The 17568-nt window shown below is 50.3% G+C and carries 12 protein-coding genes; 8 read left to right on the top strand and 4 right to left on the bottom strand.

Annotation, left to right across the window (positions count from 1 at the left end):
- Positions 1-156 precede the first annotated feature (156 nt).
- From ACYVK4_RS24960 to ACYVK4_RS24950, 3 genes are all read left to right on the top strand, one after another.
- The gene (locus tag ACYVK4_RS24960; protein WP_461130290.1) at positions 157-2304 is read left to right on the top strand and encodes a M3 family metallopeptidase; all 2148 of its coding nucleotides are present in this window, start codon (positions 157-159) and stop codon (positions 2302-2304) included.
- Between the two features lie 320 nt (positions 2305-2624).
- Positions 2625-3167 carry a Riean_0653 family protein gene (locus ACYVK4_RS24955; RefSeq protein ID WP_461130289.1) on the top strand — a complete coding sequence of 181 codons (543 nt, stop codon included), beginning with the start codon at positions 2625-2627 and terminating at the stop codon, positions 3165-3167.
- Positions 3168-3216: 49 nt separating this feature from the next.
- Entirely contained in the window at positions 3217-3642 is a 426-nt protein-coding gene (locus ACYVK4_RS24950) for a DMP19 family protein (RefSeq protein WP_461130288.1), read from the top strand.
- Between the two features lie 404 nt (positions 3643-4046).
- Here ACYVK4_RS24950 and ACYVK4_RS24945 read toward each other — a convergent pair whose 3' ends face one another.
- From ACYVK4_RS24945 to ACYVK4_RS24935, 3 genes are all read right to left on the bottom strand, one after another.
- Positions 4047-4466 carry a hypothetical protein gene (locus tag ACYVK4_RS24945; RefSeq protein ID WP_461130287.1) on the bottom strand — a complete coding sequence of 140 codons (420 nt, stop codon included), beginning with the start codon at positions 4464-4466 and terminating at the stop codon, positions 4047-4049.
- Between the two features lie 106 nt (positions 4467-4572).
- A complete protein-coding gene (locus ACYVK4_RS24940; protein WP_461130286.1) occupies positions 4573-5055 on the bottom strand; it encodes a hypothetical protein in 483 nt (160 codons plus the stop codon).
- Between the two features lie 103 nt (positions 5056-5158).
- Entirely contained in the window at positions 5159-5437 is a 279-nt protein-coding gene (locus ACYVK4_RS24935) for a hypothetical protein (protein WP_461130285.1), read from the bottom strand.
- A 552-nt stretch (positions 5438-5989) separates the two neighbouring features.
- On the opposite strand from ACYVK4_RS24935, the gene ACYVK4_RS24930 reads away from it, so the two are divergent.
- From ACYVK4_RS24930 to ACYVK4_RS24910, 5 genes are all read left to right on the top strand, one after another.
- The gene (locus ACYVK4_RS24930) at positions 5990-7705 is read left to right on the top strand and encodes a M14 family metallopeptidase (RefSeq protein WP_461130284.1); all 1716 of its coding nucleotides are present in this window, start codon (positions 5990-5992) and stop codon (positions 7703-7705) included.
- A 901-nt stretch (positions 7706-8606) separates the two neighbouring features.
- Entirely contained in the window at positions 8607-8849 is a 243-nt protein-coding gene (locus tag ACYVK4_RS24925; protein ID WP_461130283.1) for a hypothetical protein, read from the top strand.
- Positions 8850-9115: 266 nt separating this feature from the next.
- Positions 9116-11134: a response regulator gene (locus tag ACYVK4_RS24920; protein WP_461130282.1), complete on the top strand. Its 2019-nt coding sequence runs from the start codon at positions 9116-9118 to the stop codon at positions 11132-11134.
- A 393-nt stretch (positions 11135-11527) separates the two neighbouring features.
- Entirely contained in the window at positions 11528-12121 is a 594-nt protein-coding gene (tpx, locus tag ACYVK4_RS24915; RefSeq protein WP_461130281.1) for a thiol peroxidase, read from the top strand.
- A 371-nt stretch (positions 12122-12492) separates the two neighbouring features.
- Positions 12493-13686, top strand: coding sequence for a sialidase family protein (locus tag ACYVK4_RS24910; protein WP_461130280.1), 1194 nt, complete (start codon positions 12493-12495; stop codon positions 13684-13686).
- Between the two features lie 76 nt (positions 13687-13762).
- Here ACYVK4_RS24910 and ACYVK4_RS24905 read toward each other — a convergent pair whose 3' ends face one another.
- Positions 13763-17554: a sensor histidine kinase gene (locus ACYVK4_RS24905; protein ID WP_461130279.1), complete on the bottom strand. Its 3792-nt coding sequence runs from the start codon at positions 17552-17554 to the stop codon at positions 13763-13765.
- Between the last annotated feature and the right edge of the window lie 14 nt (positions 17555-17568).

The raw sequence follows: 17568 nt of genomic DNA, 5'->3' as shown, positions 1-17568 counted from the left end.
GCAGCGGTATCGTCAGAAGCCAACGCGGCCCCACAGGTTCATGGGTCGAACTATAGATGACAACCAGAGATTGGAACGAATAAAAACAGCCGATCAGAAAAAGCCTTATTTTTGATGAATCACTCGCAACAAACTGGTTCCTGTCTCCTCACATCTATGAAATTTGGACTAACCCTTCTGGCGCTTACGACTGTGCTAACTGCTTTTACATCGGGCATTACCACGCCTTCGGTAGACCCGCCCGTATCGAATCCGTTTTTCGGTACTTACAACACCCCCTTTGGCGTACCGCCCTTTGACCTTATCAAGCCCGAGCATTTTGAACCGGCTATCGACGAAGGCATCCGGCGGCAAACGGCCGAAATCGAATCGATTACGAAGCAGACATCAGCGCCCGGCTTTGCCAACACCGTCGAAGCCCTGGAAGCCAGCGGGGAGCTGCTCCGGCGGGTCAACACGGTATTGGGCAACCTGAACGGAGCCAACACCAACGATCAGCTCCAGAAAATCGCCCAGACCGTAGCCCCTAAACTGGCCAAACACAGCGACGACATCATGCTGAATGCCGCCTTGTTTGGGCGGGTAAAAACCGTTTTTGATAACCGGGCAAAACTTAAGCTCTCAGGCGATCAGCAGCGCCTGCTGGAAAAGATGTACCGGAATTTTGTGCGAAACGGGGCCGCGCTGACCGTCGGCAAGCAGGACCGTCTGCGGCAGATCAACGGCGAACTGTCGGTGCTGACGCTGAAGTTTGGCCAGAATCTGCTCGCCGAAAACAACGCCTATACCCTGGTTATCGACAAGGCCGACGACCTGAGTGGCTTACCCCCTTCGGTAGTGGCAGCTGCCGCCCAGGAAGCCAAAAAAAGAAAGCTCCCGGACAACAAATGGGTGTTTACCCTCCAGAACCCGAGCATTATGCCGTTTCTGCAATACGCCGACAACCGGGCTCTTCGTGAGCAGATCTTTCGGGCCTACCTCGAACGGGGCAACCATAACGACGAGCACGACAACAAGGCAATCATGGCCAGCATGGTGGCGCTGCGGGCCGAAAAAGCGCAGTTGCTCGGCTATGACAATCACGCGGCTTATGTGCTGGAAGAAAGCATGGCCCAAACGCCCGACAAAGTGGCCCAGCTGCTGAATCAGCTCTGGACAGCAACGGTACCGGTGGCGAAGCAGGAGGCCGCCGATCTACAGACGATGATGGACAAAGACGCCACCGGCCGCGACAAAGGACAGAAACTGGCCAGCTGGGACTGGCGTTACTACGCCGAAAAGCTGCGAAAGGAAAAGTACGCCCTCGACGAGCAGGAGCTGCGCCCTTACTTTTCGCTGGAAAGTGTGCGGGATGGCATTTTCATGCTGACCAACCGGCTCTACGGACTCCGTTTTGAGCGCCGTACCGATGTGCCGGTCTACCACGAAGAAGCAATGGCCTATGAAGTAAAAGAAGCCGACGGACGGCATATTGGCATCATGTACATGGATTTTCACCCGCGGGCCAGCAAACGCGGGGGCGCCTGGATGACCAGCTACCGGCGGCAGGAAGTTGACAATGGAAAGAAAGTAACGCCCGTCGTATCGATTGTCTGCAACTTCTCCCGGCCAACCGGCGATGCGCCCGCCCTGCTTACCGTCAACGAAACCACCACATTTTTCCATGAATTCGGCCACGCCCTGCACGGTCTGCTGTCCAACGTACATTACGGAAGCCAGTCGGGAACGTCTGTACCGCGCGATTTCGTTGAGCTGCCCTCCCAGATCATGGAGAACTGGGCCGTAGAGCCGGAAATGCTGCGGTTATTTGCCAAACACTACAAAACCGGAGCCGTAATTCCCGATGCGCTGGTCGACAAGATCAAGCGGAGCAGCCTGTTCAATCAGGGGTTTGAAACCAGCGAATACCTGGCCGCTTCGCTACTCGACATGGCGTACCACACGCTGAAGCCGGGGCAGACGCCAACCGATGTGCTGGCCTTTGAGAAGCAGGCGATGAACAACATTGGCCTGATCGACCAGATTCCACCCCGCTACCGGAGCACCTATTTCCAGCACGTCTTTTCGGGCGGCTACTCAGCAGGTTACTACAGCTATATCTGGTCGGCCGTGCTCGACGCCGATGCTTTCGAAGTATTCAAGGAAAAAGGTCTGTTCGACGCTAAATCAGCGCAGTCGTTCCGGAAGAACGTTCTCGAAAAGGGCGGCACAGAAGACCCCATGGCGCTTTACCGCAAATTCCGGGGTGCCGAGCCCGACATCAAACCCCTGCTTCGTCGGCGCGGGTTGATGAAGGATGTGTAATTGCCGGTAGTTTACCGGCTGACGAAGTCAACCAACGAAGTCCTGTGCGACCCACTAAGTTTGACTTCGTCAGCCAGTAAACATAACTGTCTCTTTAAACACTTCTTAAAGAAAGACGAAGCAACGTATGTGCATATACTTCAAGAAATGGGCGTTTGAAGAAACTGTATCGTAAGGCCGTCGCTACCCCTTGGGCCCAAAACCCTTCTTTGATAAAGAATAAATTCACTTGAAAGCGCCTACCCTAGCTGTATAACAAAACACCCGTTTTGTTTAACTCTTCGTCTAGGTAAGCATAACGTAGATTATAAAACAGGTTAATGATGAGAAGACAAGCATTAGTAGTCTGCTCTTGCATGTATATACTGGCTAGCTTGTTGTTAGCTTGTTATCCAGATGTAGAAAAGGTCGAGAGCCTTCCTGAAGCTACTCAATCAGGAAGAAATGTGTTTGGCTGCTTAGTTGACGGCGTGTTATGGCTCCCCAAAAATAGTAGTAGTATCATTGGTTCATCTCCAGGGGCGGAAGCAGTATATAGACTTTCTACGCATGAGCTTCGCATTAGTGGTTATCAGTACAGACAGAACGGAGGCTCTTTATGCTTAAAAACAATAGCTGTTTCACCAGGCAACTATTCATTCACCCCTATCTCAGACTACTTTAAAGAAAGCTATTACTATGACGGCCCTAATCAAGTTCACTATTCACTTTTAGACTCTTCGTCTACACTCACAATAACCAGATTGGATACGGTTGAACGGGTTGTATCAGGGAAGTTTACAGTCTCTTTTTCTGATCAGCAATCCAAAAAACAAGTAAAAATAACCGAGGGGGTTTTTGATATAGTATTGAAAATCTTGTGACTCTGAAACCTTTATGTTAACATAATTGCACTTATACAACAGAAAAAGAATGACAATTGGGAAGTTTTTAGTGGAATTATACCTAGCTACCTTATTAGTTTTCTTCCTTCTTGGCTGTTCACAAAACCAGTCTAAAATGAGTAATGATTTCTATCGAGGAAAGCCTAAAGCAAACATTGAGTTGTTGGTTGCAGAGATAGGTAATGGTGGATTTGATCAATACTTCTTTAACTCTTCAGGAGTTGATTGCTTCGAAACACTTAGAGCACTTAGAAGTCAAGGTAAAACCAAGAGTGCTGAAATTCTTCAACAAGCCATTGATCAAATTAACCCAGAGAGATTATCTGAAGATCAGCTTATCGATAAGATAAGAAAAAGACAAGTAAGTGAATTGGATGATGAGAAGGTAAATGATGCTTTATCTAGACTAGATTCACTCTTTTATACTGAACCCGACGGACCACTAGTTCCATAAATACTCTAATAACATAAGTGTAGTGGCTGTTGCAAAAGACTGATGAATAAACGCGCGTTAACCGTCTAGTTTGAACAGCAACAGATGCCAAAGGATATGTATAGCCTAACAGGAGGCTTACCTAACGAAGCTTACTGTTTGCAGCAAACCAGTCAGGGCCGGGAAGTCTATTATGGTGAACGAGGCATTAAGTCTGGCTTAGCCTTCTTCCCAGACGAAGAAACAGCCTGTTCTTATTTATTCCGCTTAATTCTTTCTGAGGTCAAGAAGTATGAATAGTAGAGTTTTGCAACAGCCACTGTAGTTATACAACGAGTCTGGGAAATGTACAAGCTAACTGAGTGTTAGATATTTGCATATTTACTTGATTCGTACTCTTGAATAACTATACGCTGAGTCTTAGTCTAACGTGCTGCCACAGCTATTGATAGCTCTCCCCTCTCGACGTTCTTTGGTTTATATTCAATACAGGCGTGACCACTATAATTCTCAGCTCTCATAACTGTATCAACCTTTCCCGTAACTACGAGATTTAGTCTAGGAGTGTACCAATAATTTGTATCCTTTAGATGACCACAATAATCGACTTTAACCCTAGCTCGCCCTTTTATTTCTCCCTTAATATGAACTTCAATCATTGTGTAATGAGGGTTTCTAGTAGCTTTTTTGAAGGTAAAAACGGCTGGCTGGCGAACATCTTCAACATCGAAATTTGTATACCCATATACATACTCATAGATCAAATAAAACGGCAACAACAGCACTAAGGGTAAACCAATTTTTTTGGCCGTGCGGGTTAAGGTAGAAAAGTGTTTTTTAATCACAGACACTTACATTTATTGTACTTTTTGAAGATGCGCTGTATAACTAACAATATGTAAAGTGATTATTTCTTGACTTTACATTTCTAGTACAGATTGTACTATCTGGTTATCGTACTAATACAGCCCGTGCTTTGTGAGTTTGAGCATTGGTCAATCCAATGTTATTTCTAAATCCAGCTTCAAAATCAAGAATCAGTTTGTTGTTTGAGCGCTCTAGAAAAGGCGCTTCACCGTTTAGGCTAATGGAAGGATGAAGGCCAGGTCCTGCTTTTGTTCCTACGTTAATGAATAGATTGTTTTCTGGCTTCGGACGGGCATAGAAAAAGAACGGCACTTTTTCTTGTCCGTCAAAAGAATACCAGCCCTCTCCACTCTTATCATTCTTGGCAAAATGGATTATAGCTTTCTGATACTGGACTGTCGAGTCTGATCCATAACCATTACTAAGTTCCTTTCTAAATGTGATTTGGCTAATCTGCCAATCTCCAGCGATATCTCTAAGCAGAGTCACGTCTTCTTGTTTGCAGCCTACAACCAGCAATTGACTAATGAGCCAAATCCAGATAAGTTGATTTCTTCGAAGTTTCATAAATTGAGTCGTTATATAAGTGCGATTATGTCAACCGAAGTACGAAAATCAGACTCGATATATAAGCAATAAACGTTGCTTGGTGCGAAGAAGGGGATTATTATTAAAACCAACTCATACCAAATTTAACGTCAATAGATAGGTGGCCTTTCGTCGTGCCCACAGGTACATAGACAAAGGTCAAATCCTGCTTTGAGCCAACCTGTTGCTGAAATACATGGCGCGTTCGTCCATGCCCAAAAATGTCCATAACTTCACCGGGAACTCTGGGACGAATTTCACCCCGAATCCCTCCTAAATAGAGATAGGCATCGCCATCGATTTCACCTGATATCGTAATGGTAACCGGAATCTCTACTCCGCGGTCTGTTGGATTACTCACTGTTACGCGTTGACTTCTTCCCACATCTTCAATCTGAGCAGACTCTGTCGTGTCACATCCAGATAACAAGACACAGATGATGCCTACTAGTACAAGTGAGAGTAGGGTTAGGGCAGATTTTTGAATCATGGCTATTCCGTAAATCGCTGTATGATCAAACGTTGTGATAACTCAGAAGCCTGTTTTAAGGGTACTTTACTCGCATTTAGTAAGTCTCAACCTACAGAAATTCCATTAACATAATATCAGCTCTTTCCTTCCCTTTCCGACGTACAATGCGGCCCAATCTTAATGCCTCTATAGGGTAGTTACTCTTAGAATAGTTCATTAACATAAGATTCCATATGCACCTCGACTATGAATTATACAAATACCAAGTCTTGTTCCAAATGGTGGATATTATACAAAACAACTGATGCATGTCTATTCTCAAAATACGCTTGTTTGGGCGGATGAGCCTTGTTAATTTCTGTGCGCAATGAGTAGGCAGGCAGAGCATGGGGTGGTTTTGCGGGGTTTGGGGCTAATTTAGGGCCACAATACACCCTGTTCATGAAAAAAATCGTTCACTTACTGCTTTGCCTGCTCGCCACATCGGCCGTTGCTCAGTCTATCCCTGCTTTCCTGACGCCCTACGAGCGCAGCCAGGGAAAAGAAACAGCGACCTACACCGAAATCATTGACTTTTACCAACGGCTGGACCGGCAGTTTGATCAGGCGAAACTGGTGGAAGTAGGAAAAACCGATGTGGGTAAGCCGCTGCATGTCCTGCTGCTCTCGGCCGATAAGGTGTTTACCGCCCGGCCCGACCGGGTCACGCTGCTGATCAACAATGGTATCCATCCCGGTGAGCCGGAAGGGATTGATGCCTGTATGATGCTGGCCCGCGACCTGCTGCTGGCCAACAAATTACCGAAACATATGCTGCTCGCCATCGTGCCCGTGCTGAACGTGGGCGGCAGTTTGAACCGGGGCGTGTCGCGGGTGAATCAAAATGGACCGGTCACCTACGGGTTTCGGGGCAATGCCCGAAATCTGAACCTCAACCGTGATTTCATCAAAGCTGAAGCCGAAAATACCCGCTCGTTTCAGGTAATCTATCAGCAGCTGAAACCGCATATCTTTATTGACAACCACACCAGCGACGGCGCCGATTACCAGCACGTCGTTACGTATTTTGCCACCCAGAAAGACAAGCTTCATCCGGCAGTGTCGGGCTACATGACGCAGACGTTTCAGCCGGAACTGGACAAGCAGCTTGCCGAAAAAGGGTTTCCAACGGCTCCCTACGTGAACCACCCGAAGGACACCCCGGAAAGCGGGCTGCTGGGGTATAATGATTCGCCCCGCTACTCAACGGGCTATGCCGCCATGTTCAACTGCTTTGGCTTTACGCTCGAAACGCACATGTGGAAAGACTACCCGGCGCGGGTGAAGGGCAGCTATGCCTTCGATGAAGCCGTGATGCGCCTGGGCGAACGCGATGCCCGGACGATTATCGCCAACAGGCAGCGCGCCGATGCAGCCGTGAGCCAGCAAACGACCTTTGCGCTCAACTATCGGCTCGACCGTTCGCGGACGGATTCGGTTACGTTTCTGGGCTACGAGGCTGTTTACAAACCCAGCGAGGTGTCGGGCCTGAAGCGTCTCTATTACGACCGGACCAAACCCTTCTCTAAACGCATTCCGTATCAAAACACGTTTGTTGCCGATCTCCAGCTGACCAAACCCGGCAGCTATATAATTCCGCAGGGCTGGCGGGAGGTCATTACGCTGCTGAAACGGAATGGGGTCAGGATGCAGACGCTGGCGAAAGATACCCTGATCGCCGTGTCGGCCTATTATCTGGAGGAGTACAAAACGAGCCCCCGACCCTACGAAGGCCATTACCTGCATACGGGTGTAAAGGTGCGGACGGAAGCCCAGCGCATTCCGTTTTACAAGGGCGATTACCTGATTCCGACCAATCAGCCCGCCAACCGTTACCTGATCGAAACGCTGGAACCGCAGGGTGCCGACTCGTTTTTTGCCTGGAATTTCTTCGACAGCGTGCTGGATCAGAAGGAGTATTTCGCCAATTACATTTTTGAGGACACAGCGGCAGAACTGGTTCGCAAAGACCCTGTGCTGCGCCAGCAGCTGGCCGACAAACGAGCCGCCGACAAGGCCTTTGCCGAGGATGGAAACGCCCAGTTAGAATTTATCTACAAACGGACGCCGTATTATGAAAAAACCTTTAACCGCTACCCGGTCTATCGCCTGGAGTAACGGGGCATGGGACCTTCAGTACCAACTTTTCCTGGCTGCAAATCAGTGTGTTTTTAGATAAAGGAACCCAGGCGTTTGACTGAGCTTTAGATGCCTTTCGGACAAAGGATTTGCCTGAATGGGTACTTCCTGTTCCGATGACCCATTTGGAGCAGGTATTGACTCAAATCTGACATTCCTTCCCGGCAAAGAGATAGACCTTTGACATAACCAAAGCGGATACTCCGCCCGTCAAAAACACGAACTAGTCTATCAGCCATGAAAACGTACATTTCCACTTCCGTTATTACCCGTTGCCTTTTCAGTTTCTTCGCCCTGACGACGGTGGTTCAGCTCGTGGGTTGCCAGCCCAGCGAGGTCAGACCCGCTCAGAACCAATCCACTTCGACTCAAATAACCAGTCCACAGCCTCAACCAGAGGTCATTTGCCTAGAGTGCATTGATAACGATATACCTCCTGTCAAACCCATACCAAGACCAAGAGCAGCTAAATAAGCCTTGCGGATACTACCGGTTAATCCAGTAAACCCGGCATACGTACACACCCGCGTTCACCCGCCCGATTGCCCGTTAATAACCCCATTCTGTCATCTACAGGATGGGGTTATTAACTATGGAGATCGATTCAGAAACGGCCGGCGAATCCGGCAAGTGACTGAATGTATGAAATTGAGCAGTGTCTGGTCTTTTTAGCCAGAACGATTTGAATGACCCCAGGCAGCTTACATCCGTCTGGATTCGCGGCTGACCGAATTCCCCCGAGCCTGTACAAACTTATTGGTTACCCAATTGAGTCAATTCATGACTCAATTCTGACAGGGTAAGGGCGAAAAGAGATAGACCTTTGACATAACCAAAGCGGATACTCCGTCAGTCAATTTCCCTAACTAGTCTATCAACCATGAAAACGTATTCTTCCACCTCTGCTGTTACCCGTTGCCTTTTCAGTTTCTTCGCCCTGACGACGATGGTTCAACTCGTGGGCTGCCAGCCAACCGAAGTTAAACCCACTCAGGCTCAACCGGCTCAAGTACATATTGCTCCACCTGTCCCTATACCAACGGTGGTATGTCTGGATGGTTGTCCGGAGGGTATTGTTAAAAATTTACCCTATCTTGTACCAGAGCCAGCCCAGGAAAAATAATGATACCTACCCGGCTCGTCGATCGGACTTGAAACACGCGATCGACGAGCCTGCCGGTTCATTCAATCAATCCCGTTTACCCCTTACACCTGCCCCTAATCTGTTCGCACAGAAGGATATAAACTTCCACACCACCATCCGATGAAGGAAAAAAATGTTCCGGCATAGGCCCTGAAAACAACAAAAAGCATTCCCAACCGAATGCTTTTTGCTATTCCGTCAATACATTATCGACGGCTCCCACCCTGACACAAACGTTTTTTTAAATGAAAGCAAAAATTCTACTTGTCGATGATGAGGTCGATTTGGAAGACCTCTTCAAACAGCTGTTTCGGCGGCAGATTCAGAGCGGACAGTACGAATTCAGTTATGCCCGGAGTGGCCAGCAGGCCCTCGACCTGCTGACGAAACAACCTGACTTCGATCTGGTGCTCAGCGACATTCAGATGCCGGGTATGGACGGGCTGACGCTGCTGACTAAGCTGTCGGAGATGAATCCGATCATTCGTACGGTGATCATTACCGCCTACGGGGATATGAATAATATCCGGACGGCCATGAACCGGGGCGCTTTCGACTTTCTGACCAAACCCATCCGTTTTCAGGATTTGCAGGCAACCATCGAAAAAACGCTTCGGTTCGTATACCAGTTGCGCGAAACGGCCGAACTCAAAGCCCTCGATGAGATGAAAACGCGTTTTTTTGCCAACATCACCCATGAACTCCGCACCCCACTCACGTTGATCGTGTCGCCGGTCGATAAGCTGCTGGAAACCCCTGACCTGCCCATGGTCTACCAGCAGCAACTGTCAACCGTTCGGCGCAATGCCCTTCAACTGCTCCGGCTCATTAACCAGCTGCTGGATATTAACAAACTGGAAGCCCGACAAATGGATCTGGTTCAGGAGATGGGTGATTTACCCCGCTTCATCGGGCAGATTGTGGAGTTGTTTCGTCCCTCTACCGATATCAAGCAACTGACGCTGACCTATCAATCGGCTATGCTTCCCGGCAATCACCTGTTCGATGCGGGCAAATGGGAAACGATTCTGTTCAACCTCCTCTCGAATGCCATCAAGTTCACCCACACCGGCCAGATCACCGTCGATTTAGCGCAGGTGGACAGTACGGCCCACATAACCATACGTGATACCGGTATTGGGATTTCGGCCGACAAGCTTCCCTATATTTTCAACCGCTTTTACCAGGCCGGGATGCCAGTACAGGGAAGGGCCCCTTCGGTGGATAACGCCCGGACACGCGCCTATGAGGGAACGGGCATTGGTCTGGCGCTGGTTTATGAATTAACGAACCGACTGGGCGGTACCATCCAGGTAGAAAGCCGGGAAGTCGGACTAACCGAGCCCTCAGGCACCTGTTTCCGGGTAGCCATACCGATTCAGTCTATGGACACCCAGCGGGTGGGCATCCCATCGGTGGCCGCGCCAACCAGCCAGATTGACCTGCCTTACCTGACCAACGAATCAGCACAGGGGAGCAACGCAGCCCTGACCGGTCAACCGCCGTTGATTCTGATCGTAGAAGACAATGCCGAACTGCGGGAGTTTATGGTCGCTGAACTGGCCACCACCTACCGGATGCTGTCGGCGGCTAATGGACACGACGGCTGGCTGCTGGCCAAAGAAGAATTGCCTGAGCTGATTATCTCCGACCTGATGATGCCCCGAATGGATGGTTACGAACTGATCGACCACCTGCACCAGGATCCGGCTACCGATCACATCGCCATTCTGCTGCTCACGGCGAGCAGCGAAGCCGACAGCCGCCGGAAAGGACTGGAACACGGAGCCGACGATTACCTGACCAAGCCTTTCAACATGCAGGAGTTACGTTTGCGGCTACGCAACTTACTGGGCCGTCAGCAGAAATTACGGGAGCAATACCGCCAGCAGTTTGCACAGCCCGACTCAGCGGGAACATTGGTCAGCGTGCCCGATCAATTTTTGCAGCGCGTGTATCGGTTGCTGGAGCAACACCTGGACGACTCTAACCTGAGTGTGGAGTGGCTGGCCGATCAACTGGCCATGAGCCGGAAAACGTTCTACCTGAAAATACAGTCGCTGGTACAGCTGTCCCCGGTTGAACTGATCCGGCAGTACCGGCTCCGCAAATCCATCGACCTGTTGAAAGCGGGGCATAATGCCTCCGAAACAGCGTACATGGTGGGCTTTGAGTCGCCCTCTTATTTTACTCGGGTCTTCCGCGAGTTTTACCATCAAACCCCCACCGAATACATGAACCGGTCACCCTCGAAACCAGCCTGATTATCCGGTCTGCCTCGCTTCCGCTTAATTTGCCGCTTTTGCAGGTTGAGCCGGAACCAGCCACAGGACACCGTTTTCGTGTTGTCAGGTACCGACCGCTTTTGTTCGCTCATTAACCTGAAAAGCAGTGGCAATTGCCTCATTGTACGCAGCCAAAGAAACATATTGGCGATTCGGAATAAATTAACCGGGCGTGCTTATGCGGTGGTCCATGAGCATCCGGACAATGGCAAAACGCCCACGCGCTCACTTGCCCAAACCCTGTCAATGGCGACTATTTCGCCCCGTACAGCTGCAAATCGGGTCTTAAGAATTTTATCGGTTGGCATGATTGATTTTCGTTCATGTTTTCTTTGCACATTTGTAAAATCACTATTAACATCAATACCCCTTATGACCAGTATCAAAAACTCCATATACGCTTTCAACGTGATTTTTTGGGGACTTGCAGGAATATTTATTACCGGTATTTCGCTAGGGCAAACGACAGGTACACCCATTACGCTGGGCGGTAAAGTAATTCATACCGTTGGTAAACTCCCAGCTCTGGGAACGCCGGTCAAAAATTTCACGCTGACCAGTGTGGATCTGACGGACAAGACGTTAGCCGATTACAAGGGCAAATATGTGATCATGAATATCTTCCCAAGTGTAAACACAGGTGTTTGTTCTAAATCGGTGCGAAAATTCAATGAGGATGCGGCTGGCCTATCCAACACAACCGTGCTTTGTATTTCCAAAGATCTGCCTTTTGCCCAAAAAGCGTTCTGTGGTGCGGAAGGCATTAAGAATGTAGTGATGCTTTCTGATTTCAGAACTGATTTTGGCTATACTTACGGCTTGCAAATTGCCGATGGTCCCATGAAAGGCCTGTTGAGTCGTGTGGTAATCGTGGTGGATCCCGAAGGAAAAATCGTCTACGAAGAGCAGGTGCCGGAAATTGGGAAAGAGCCGAATTACGCGGCCGCTATAGCTGCTATCAAATAGAGAGCAGGCTGAAGGAGCGGATCAGGAAAAAAGCGGATGGCTCCATACTGTCGACAGCCCGAGAGAACGGGCTGATGATTGCCTGCTCACTGCGCCATGAACTGCCGTTCGCTTTAGGAAACCCCAGGTGGGTGCTGAACCAGACTTGAAAGGGCAGAAAAGTATTACGAAGGTTGTGGGTCTACTGATACAGAGCTGTCAGTAGACCCACTTTGCTTTGTATCATTAACCATACAATCACCAACTCAAGCTTCTATGACCTTAGCGGCAACGAAACGCTGCGCCGGTTTCAGCGGTTGCGGTGGTCATTGTTACCTACTTATACGTAACCCCGTTGATAATCACGTTCAACGCCTGCTCTGACGCTCGATATGGTTTATTCATGCTTACTGGCCACCAGCCTTTTTCTTTACTCTCCCACCCTGCCGGAACAGGGTAGTTTGGCCGCCGACTCGTCCCGTCAGGCCATTGCCGAAACAACGGTCTTCCGGAATGGCGAAGGGGGGTACCTCTGCTACCGGATCCCGGCCATTGTTAAAACGCCCAACGGTACCCTGCTGGCGTTTGCCGAAGGGCGTCGAACCAATTGCGGTGACTTTGGCGATGTCGATATTGTGTTGCGTGCCAGTAAAGACAACGGGCAGTCGTGGGGACCTCTCCAGCTAGTTGTCGACCAGGGTTCCATGCAGGCGGGTAACCCCGCGCCGGTCTTCGACCTGAGCGATGCCCGTTTTCCCAATGGGAAGCTGTTTTTGCTTTACAATACAGGCACAGCCTCGGAGGACGACGTTCGAAAAGGGCTGGCGGTGCGCGAAGTCTGGTATAAAACCAGTACGGATGGCGGTCAAACCTGGTCAGAACCAGTCAATATCACCACGCAGGTATCGCGGCCCAACAAGCCTGGGATAAACCCGAATTATGCATTCCCGGAAGACTGGCGGTCGTATGCCAATACCCCCGGCCACGCGCTGCAACTTCGGAAAGGGCGTTACAAAGGGCGGATTTTTGTCGCAGCCAATCACTCCGAAGGCCAGCCTCAGCCGCAATTTCGGGATTACCGGGCGCATGGCTTTTACTCAGACGATCACGGGCAGCACTGGAAACTAACACCAACCATACCGTATCCCGGTGGCAATGAAAGCACAGCCGCCGAAACGGCAGATGGCGGGCTGCTGCTGAACGCCCGTAACCAGTCGGGCGATGTCAGGAACCGGCTTCTGGTCTTCTCGGCCAGTGCGGGCGAAAGCTGGGACCCCGTCGTTGTGGCCACCGATTTACCTGATCCGGTTTGCCAGGGAAGCATGATCACCTACCAGCCCCGTCGTGGTCAAAGCGTTCTTCTGTTCGCCAATGCCAACAGCCAGACCAGCCGTTCCAACTTAACGGTTCGTGTCAGCCGGGACAATGGCAAAAGCTGGTCGGCAGGCAAATCCATTTATGCCGGTTCATCGGCCTATTCAGACCTTGTTATCCAGCAGGACGGTACGATTGGCGTGCTCTATGAAAAAGACCAGTATACCAACATCACCTACGCCCGCTTCCGCTACGATTGGCTGGTCAGGTAAGCTTCGATCTATGCCCGCTTTCTGAGAAGGCTGCTCGCTGTGGGGTTTTATTCGGGATACGCCAGGAAAACGAATACTATACGGTTGACTCCCGCATGGATTGCGATCCACCCGCCGGCAGATGGCTCGAAAACTGGCGTTCAGAGGTTACCAGGGGTATGCTGACCTTGAAGGTGGTGCCCTGCCGCTCCTGACTCCACACCGTCAGCTGGCCCCCGTGGCACTCCACAAACTGACGGGCGATCACCAGACCCAGACCCGTCCCCTGAATGCCGTCTGTGTTGCTGGCCCGGAAGAAAGCCTCGAACAGAGACCCCTGCTCGCGGGCCGGAATGCCGATCCCCTTGTCGCTCACCTCCAGCACCAGGCAGGCGGCCTCAAAGCGAATCCGCAGCTGGGGCGGGGCCTGGACCGAAAACTTGAAGGCGTTCGACAGCAGGTTGAGCAGCACATGCCCCATCAGCTTGGCATCCAGATCGACCCGCCGGGGCGTGCCTTCGACCACCACCTGGACGGTGCGCTGGTCGGCCCGGCCGCTGAAGTGGGTCTCGATGAGGCTCTCGCAGAGGGCCAGCACATCCTCCGACTTGGGGGCGTAGGTGATCTTGCCCGCTTCGATCTGACCAATCGTCAGCACGTCTGTCAGCAAGGTTTTGAACTGGTCGACCTGTTTTTCGATAACGCCCAGGTGCTTCTGGATCGAGTGTCGCCCCCCTTCGGCGGGCACATCCATATACAGACGAATAAGCTCTACACTGGACTGGATAGTCGTTAGTGGCGTACGGAACTCATGAGAAGCCGTAGAAACAAACTGCGACTTGAGCTGGTTGAGCTCCTGCTCCCGCAGCAGCGACTGCTGGAGAACAGTCTCTTTTTCTTTCTGGCCCGTCACGTCGCTGGCAATGCCGATGTGGCGCAGCAGCTGGCCAGCCTCATCGCGAATGATGAAGGTGCGCACCAGCAGCCAGCGCACAGGACCGGCTTTGTCCTGCAGCCGGAAGTACAGCTCGCCCTCTACCCCCGCCTTGTACTGCTCGATAAAGGCCAGTACCATCGATCGATCTTCCGGCAGGACAGTCTTTATAAATGAGATAGGTTCTTTGAGTATCTGTTGAATGGACGTATTCCACATGCGTTCAAAGGCGGCATTGACATAGAGCAACTGAAAGGGCTGGGCCGAGTGGATCCAGAAGATCTCATCGACATTGTCGGCAATTTCCTGAAAGCGCTGTTCACTCTCCTGGAGCTGCTGCTGGGCGGCCTGCTGGTCCACTTTGGCCTGTAAGAGCTGCATATGCAGGGCCTGGTCCTGGAGTTCGAGCCGTTGCTGGAGCACCTCGCTGGTGCGGGCGCGTACCTGGTTCTGGAGGTATACCTGCCGGGCCTTGATACGCCTGATTCTCAACTGATAAACAACGTAAAGACTTCCTATCAACACCAGAGCCGCCAGACTTTTGAACCACCAGGTTAACCAGAAAGGGGGCGTAATGACGATCGTGAGCGACGTGCCCCGATTGTTCCAGACACCGTCATTGTTGGAGCCTTTCACGTTGAACACATACGTTCCGGGGTCCAGGTTGGTGTAGGTTACCGTTCGTTTCGTATCAATGTCATTCCACCCTTTGTCGAAACCGTCCAGCTTATAGGCATATTGATTTTTTTCCGGAACCGTGTAATTAAGTGCCGCGAATTCGATGGTGAATACCGATTGGTCATACGAGAGCGTGATGACGTTTGTTTCACTAATGTGCTTTTGCAGAATCTTGCTCTGATCGCCAACAGATACGGGCTTGTTGAAAACAAGGAAATCGGTGATATAAACCGGCGGAACGAAGGTGTTATCGATCAGGCTATCCGGATGAAACGTAGTAAACCCATTCACCCCGCCAAAAAACAGCCGTCCGTTTGCCGTCTGGAAACTGGAATTGTCCCGAAACTCATTACCCTGCAGCCCGTCGGAGAGGCCAAAATTACGGAAGGTTTCGGTTGTGGGATCGAAGCGGGTCAGGCCATTGTTTGTGCTGAGCCATAGCTTGTCGTTACAATCTTTCTGCATGGCAAACACAACGTTGCTGGCCAGACCGTCTTTTTCCGTATACACCTTGAAGGTCTGCTTACGAACGTCGAAATAATTCAGACCACCGCCAACTGTCCCGATCCACAGATTACCGTGATCCGCACCCCGAATGGTCTGTACGTTATTGTTCGACAGACTGTGCTTGTTCTGGTTATCGTGCTGGTACCGCGTAAACCGTTTTCGGGTACTATCGAGCCGGTTTAGTCCTTTGTAGGTCCCTACCCAGATCGTCCCTTTTTCGTCCTGAAAAACATTGGTGACAATATCGTCGCTCAGGCTGGTCTTGTCGGCCGGGTTGTTTCGATAGCGCGTATACCTGCCGCTGCGAACATCGTAAACATTAAGGCCACCTTTCCAGGTGCCAATCCAGAGGTTACCGTCCCGGTCTCTGAACATATTGTTGACATCGGAAATGGATAGACTCTGGCTGTCGTTTGGGTTGGATAAATGGTGGACAGCGGTTCCGGTTTTTACGTTGAACAAGTCGAATCCACCATTATGAAAACCAAGTCCCAGCACATCGGGTGCCACCCGAATCACCGACATCACATAATCATTGCTGATGGAGGTGGGCTGCCTGTCGGAATGGCGGTAGTGCGTAAAATTCTTTGTTTTCCAGTTAAACAGATTCAGCCCCCCGCCGTCGGTACCCAGCCACACCTCGCTTCCGGTAGGCTCGCCAAAAATAGACAGAACGAGGTTGTTGCTCAGGCTGTTGGGATTGTTGGCGATCTGCCGGTAAGAAACAAATTTCTCGCCAAACCTCGGCACAAAATTTATGCCTCCCGCATAGGTACCAACCCAGATATTATCGGCATTGTCCCGGTAGATACAATAAACCGAGTTATTGTTCAGCGTAGAATTATCGTCCGCGCTACGCTGGTAGGTAGTAAAGGTATCGGCAGCTTTGTTATAGAGGCTTATGCCGCCGTTTTCAGTGCCAATCCAGACAGTACCGTTTCGATCTTCCAGAATCGACAGAATGTCATTGTGGGCAATACTTTGGCTGTTCTTCGGATCATGCAGATAAGCCCGAAACCTTTTGCTTTTCCAGTCGTAGACCGACAGCCCACCCCCATGCGTACCGATCCATATGTTGCCCGCCCGGTCTTTGTACAGCTCTTTTATCCAGTCAGAATGAAGACTGTTTGGGGGGAGTGTCTGTTTAGAATAACCAACGACCTGTCTGGTGTTGCTATCGTACTGGTAAAGCCCATCTTCCGTTCCGACCCACAAGCGCCCTTCTGCATCTTCTGTAATCCGGGTAATGACGTTTGCCTGCTTACTTTTTCGTTTTTCGGTGATTTGTGGACAAGGCGTATAGGCCCGGTTTCGCGGATTGAACAGAAACAGACCGTGATCGGTACCGAGCCACAGTCTGTTTTTACTGTCCTGAAAAATATCGTTTATAGCGTAGGTTGCGTGGCCATCAGGATAGTGGACAAAACTGTCCGTTGCCCGGTCGAACCGGTCCAGACCATCCGAAGTAGCGATCCATAAATTTCCGGCTTTGTCTTCCAGTATGTCTAATACATAACTATCGCAGATACTGGTTTCATTCGCCTGCTCCTGCTTGTAATGCGTGAATTTATAGCCATCGTATTTGTTCAGACCATCTTCGGTACCAAACCACATAAACCCTTTACTGTCTTTAAGAATGGCGCCGATATGGCTTTGCGATAGTCCTTCGTTGGTTGTTATGTGGTTAAACTTAATACGCTGCGCCAGAACGATACAACTATTTATGCTGATGGCATACAACCAGAAGAGAATAGTAAGTGATCGTTTCATTTTATATGGAGGGA

It is taken from the genome of Spirosoma aerophilum (assembly GCF_054782495.1).
This window is presented reverse-complemented; position numbering and strand designations above follow the sequence as displayed.

Coding starts and splice junctions, on each gene's coding strand:
- ACYVK4_RS24960 (WP_461130290.1), top strand. CDS start 157: ATGAAATTTGGACTAACCCTTCTGGCGCTTACGACTGTGCTAACTGCT.
- ACYVK4_RS24955 (WP_461130289.1), top strand. CDS start 2,625: ATGATGAGAAGACAAGCATTAGTAGTCTGCTCTTGCATGTATATACTG.
- ACYVK4_RS24950 (WP_461130288.1), top strand. CDS start 3,217: ATGACAATTGGGAAGTTTTTAGTGGAATTATACCTAGCTACCTTATTA.
- ACYVK4_RS24940 (WP_461130286.1), bottom strand. CDS start 5,055: ATGAAACTTCGAAGAAATCAACTTATCTGGATTTGGCTCATTAGTCAA.
- ACYVK4_RS24930 (WP_461130284.1), top strand. CDS start 5,990: ATGAAAAAAATCGTTCACTTACTGCTTTGCCTGCTCGCCACATCGGCC.
- ACYVK4_RS24925 (WP_461130283.1), top strand. CDS start 8,607: ATGAAAACGTATTCTTCCACCTCTGCTGTTACCCGTTGCCTTTTCAGT.
- ACYVK4_RS24920 (WP_461130282.1), top strand. CDS start 9,116: ATGAAAGCAAAAATTCTACTTGTCGATGATGAGGTCGATTTGGAAGAC.
- tpx (WP_461130281.1), top strand. CDS start 11,528: ATGACCAGTATCAAAAACTCCATATACGCTTTCAACGTGATTTTTTGG.
- ACYVK4_RS24910 (WP_461130280.1), top strand. CDS start 12,493: ATGGTTTATTCATGCTTACTGGCCACCAGCCTTTTTCTTTACTCTCCC.
- ACYVK4_RS24905 (WP_461130279.1), bottom strand. CDS start 17,554: ATGAAACGATCACTTACTATTCTCTTCTGGTTGTATGCCATCAGCATA.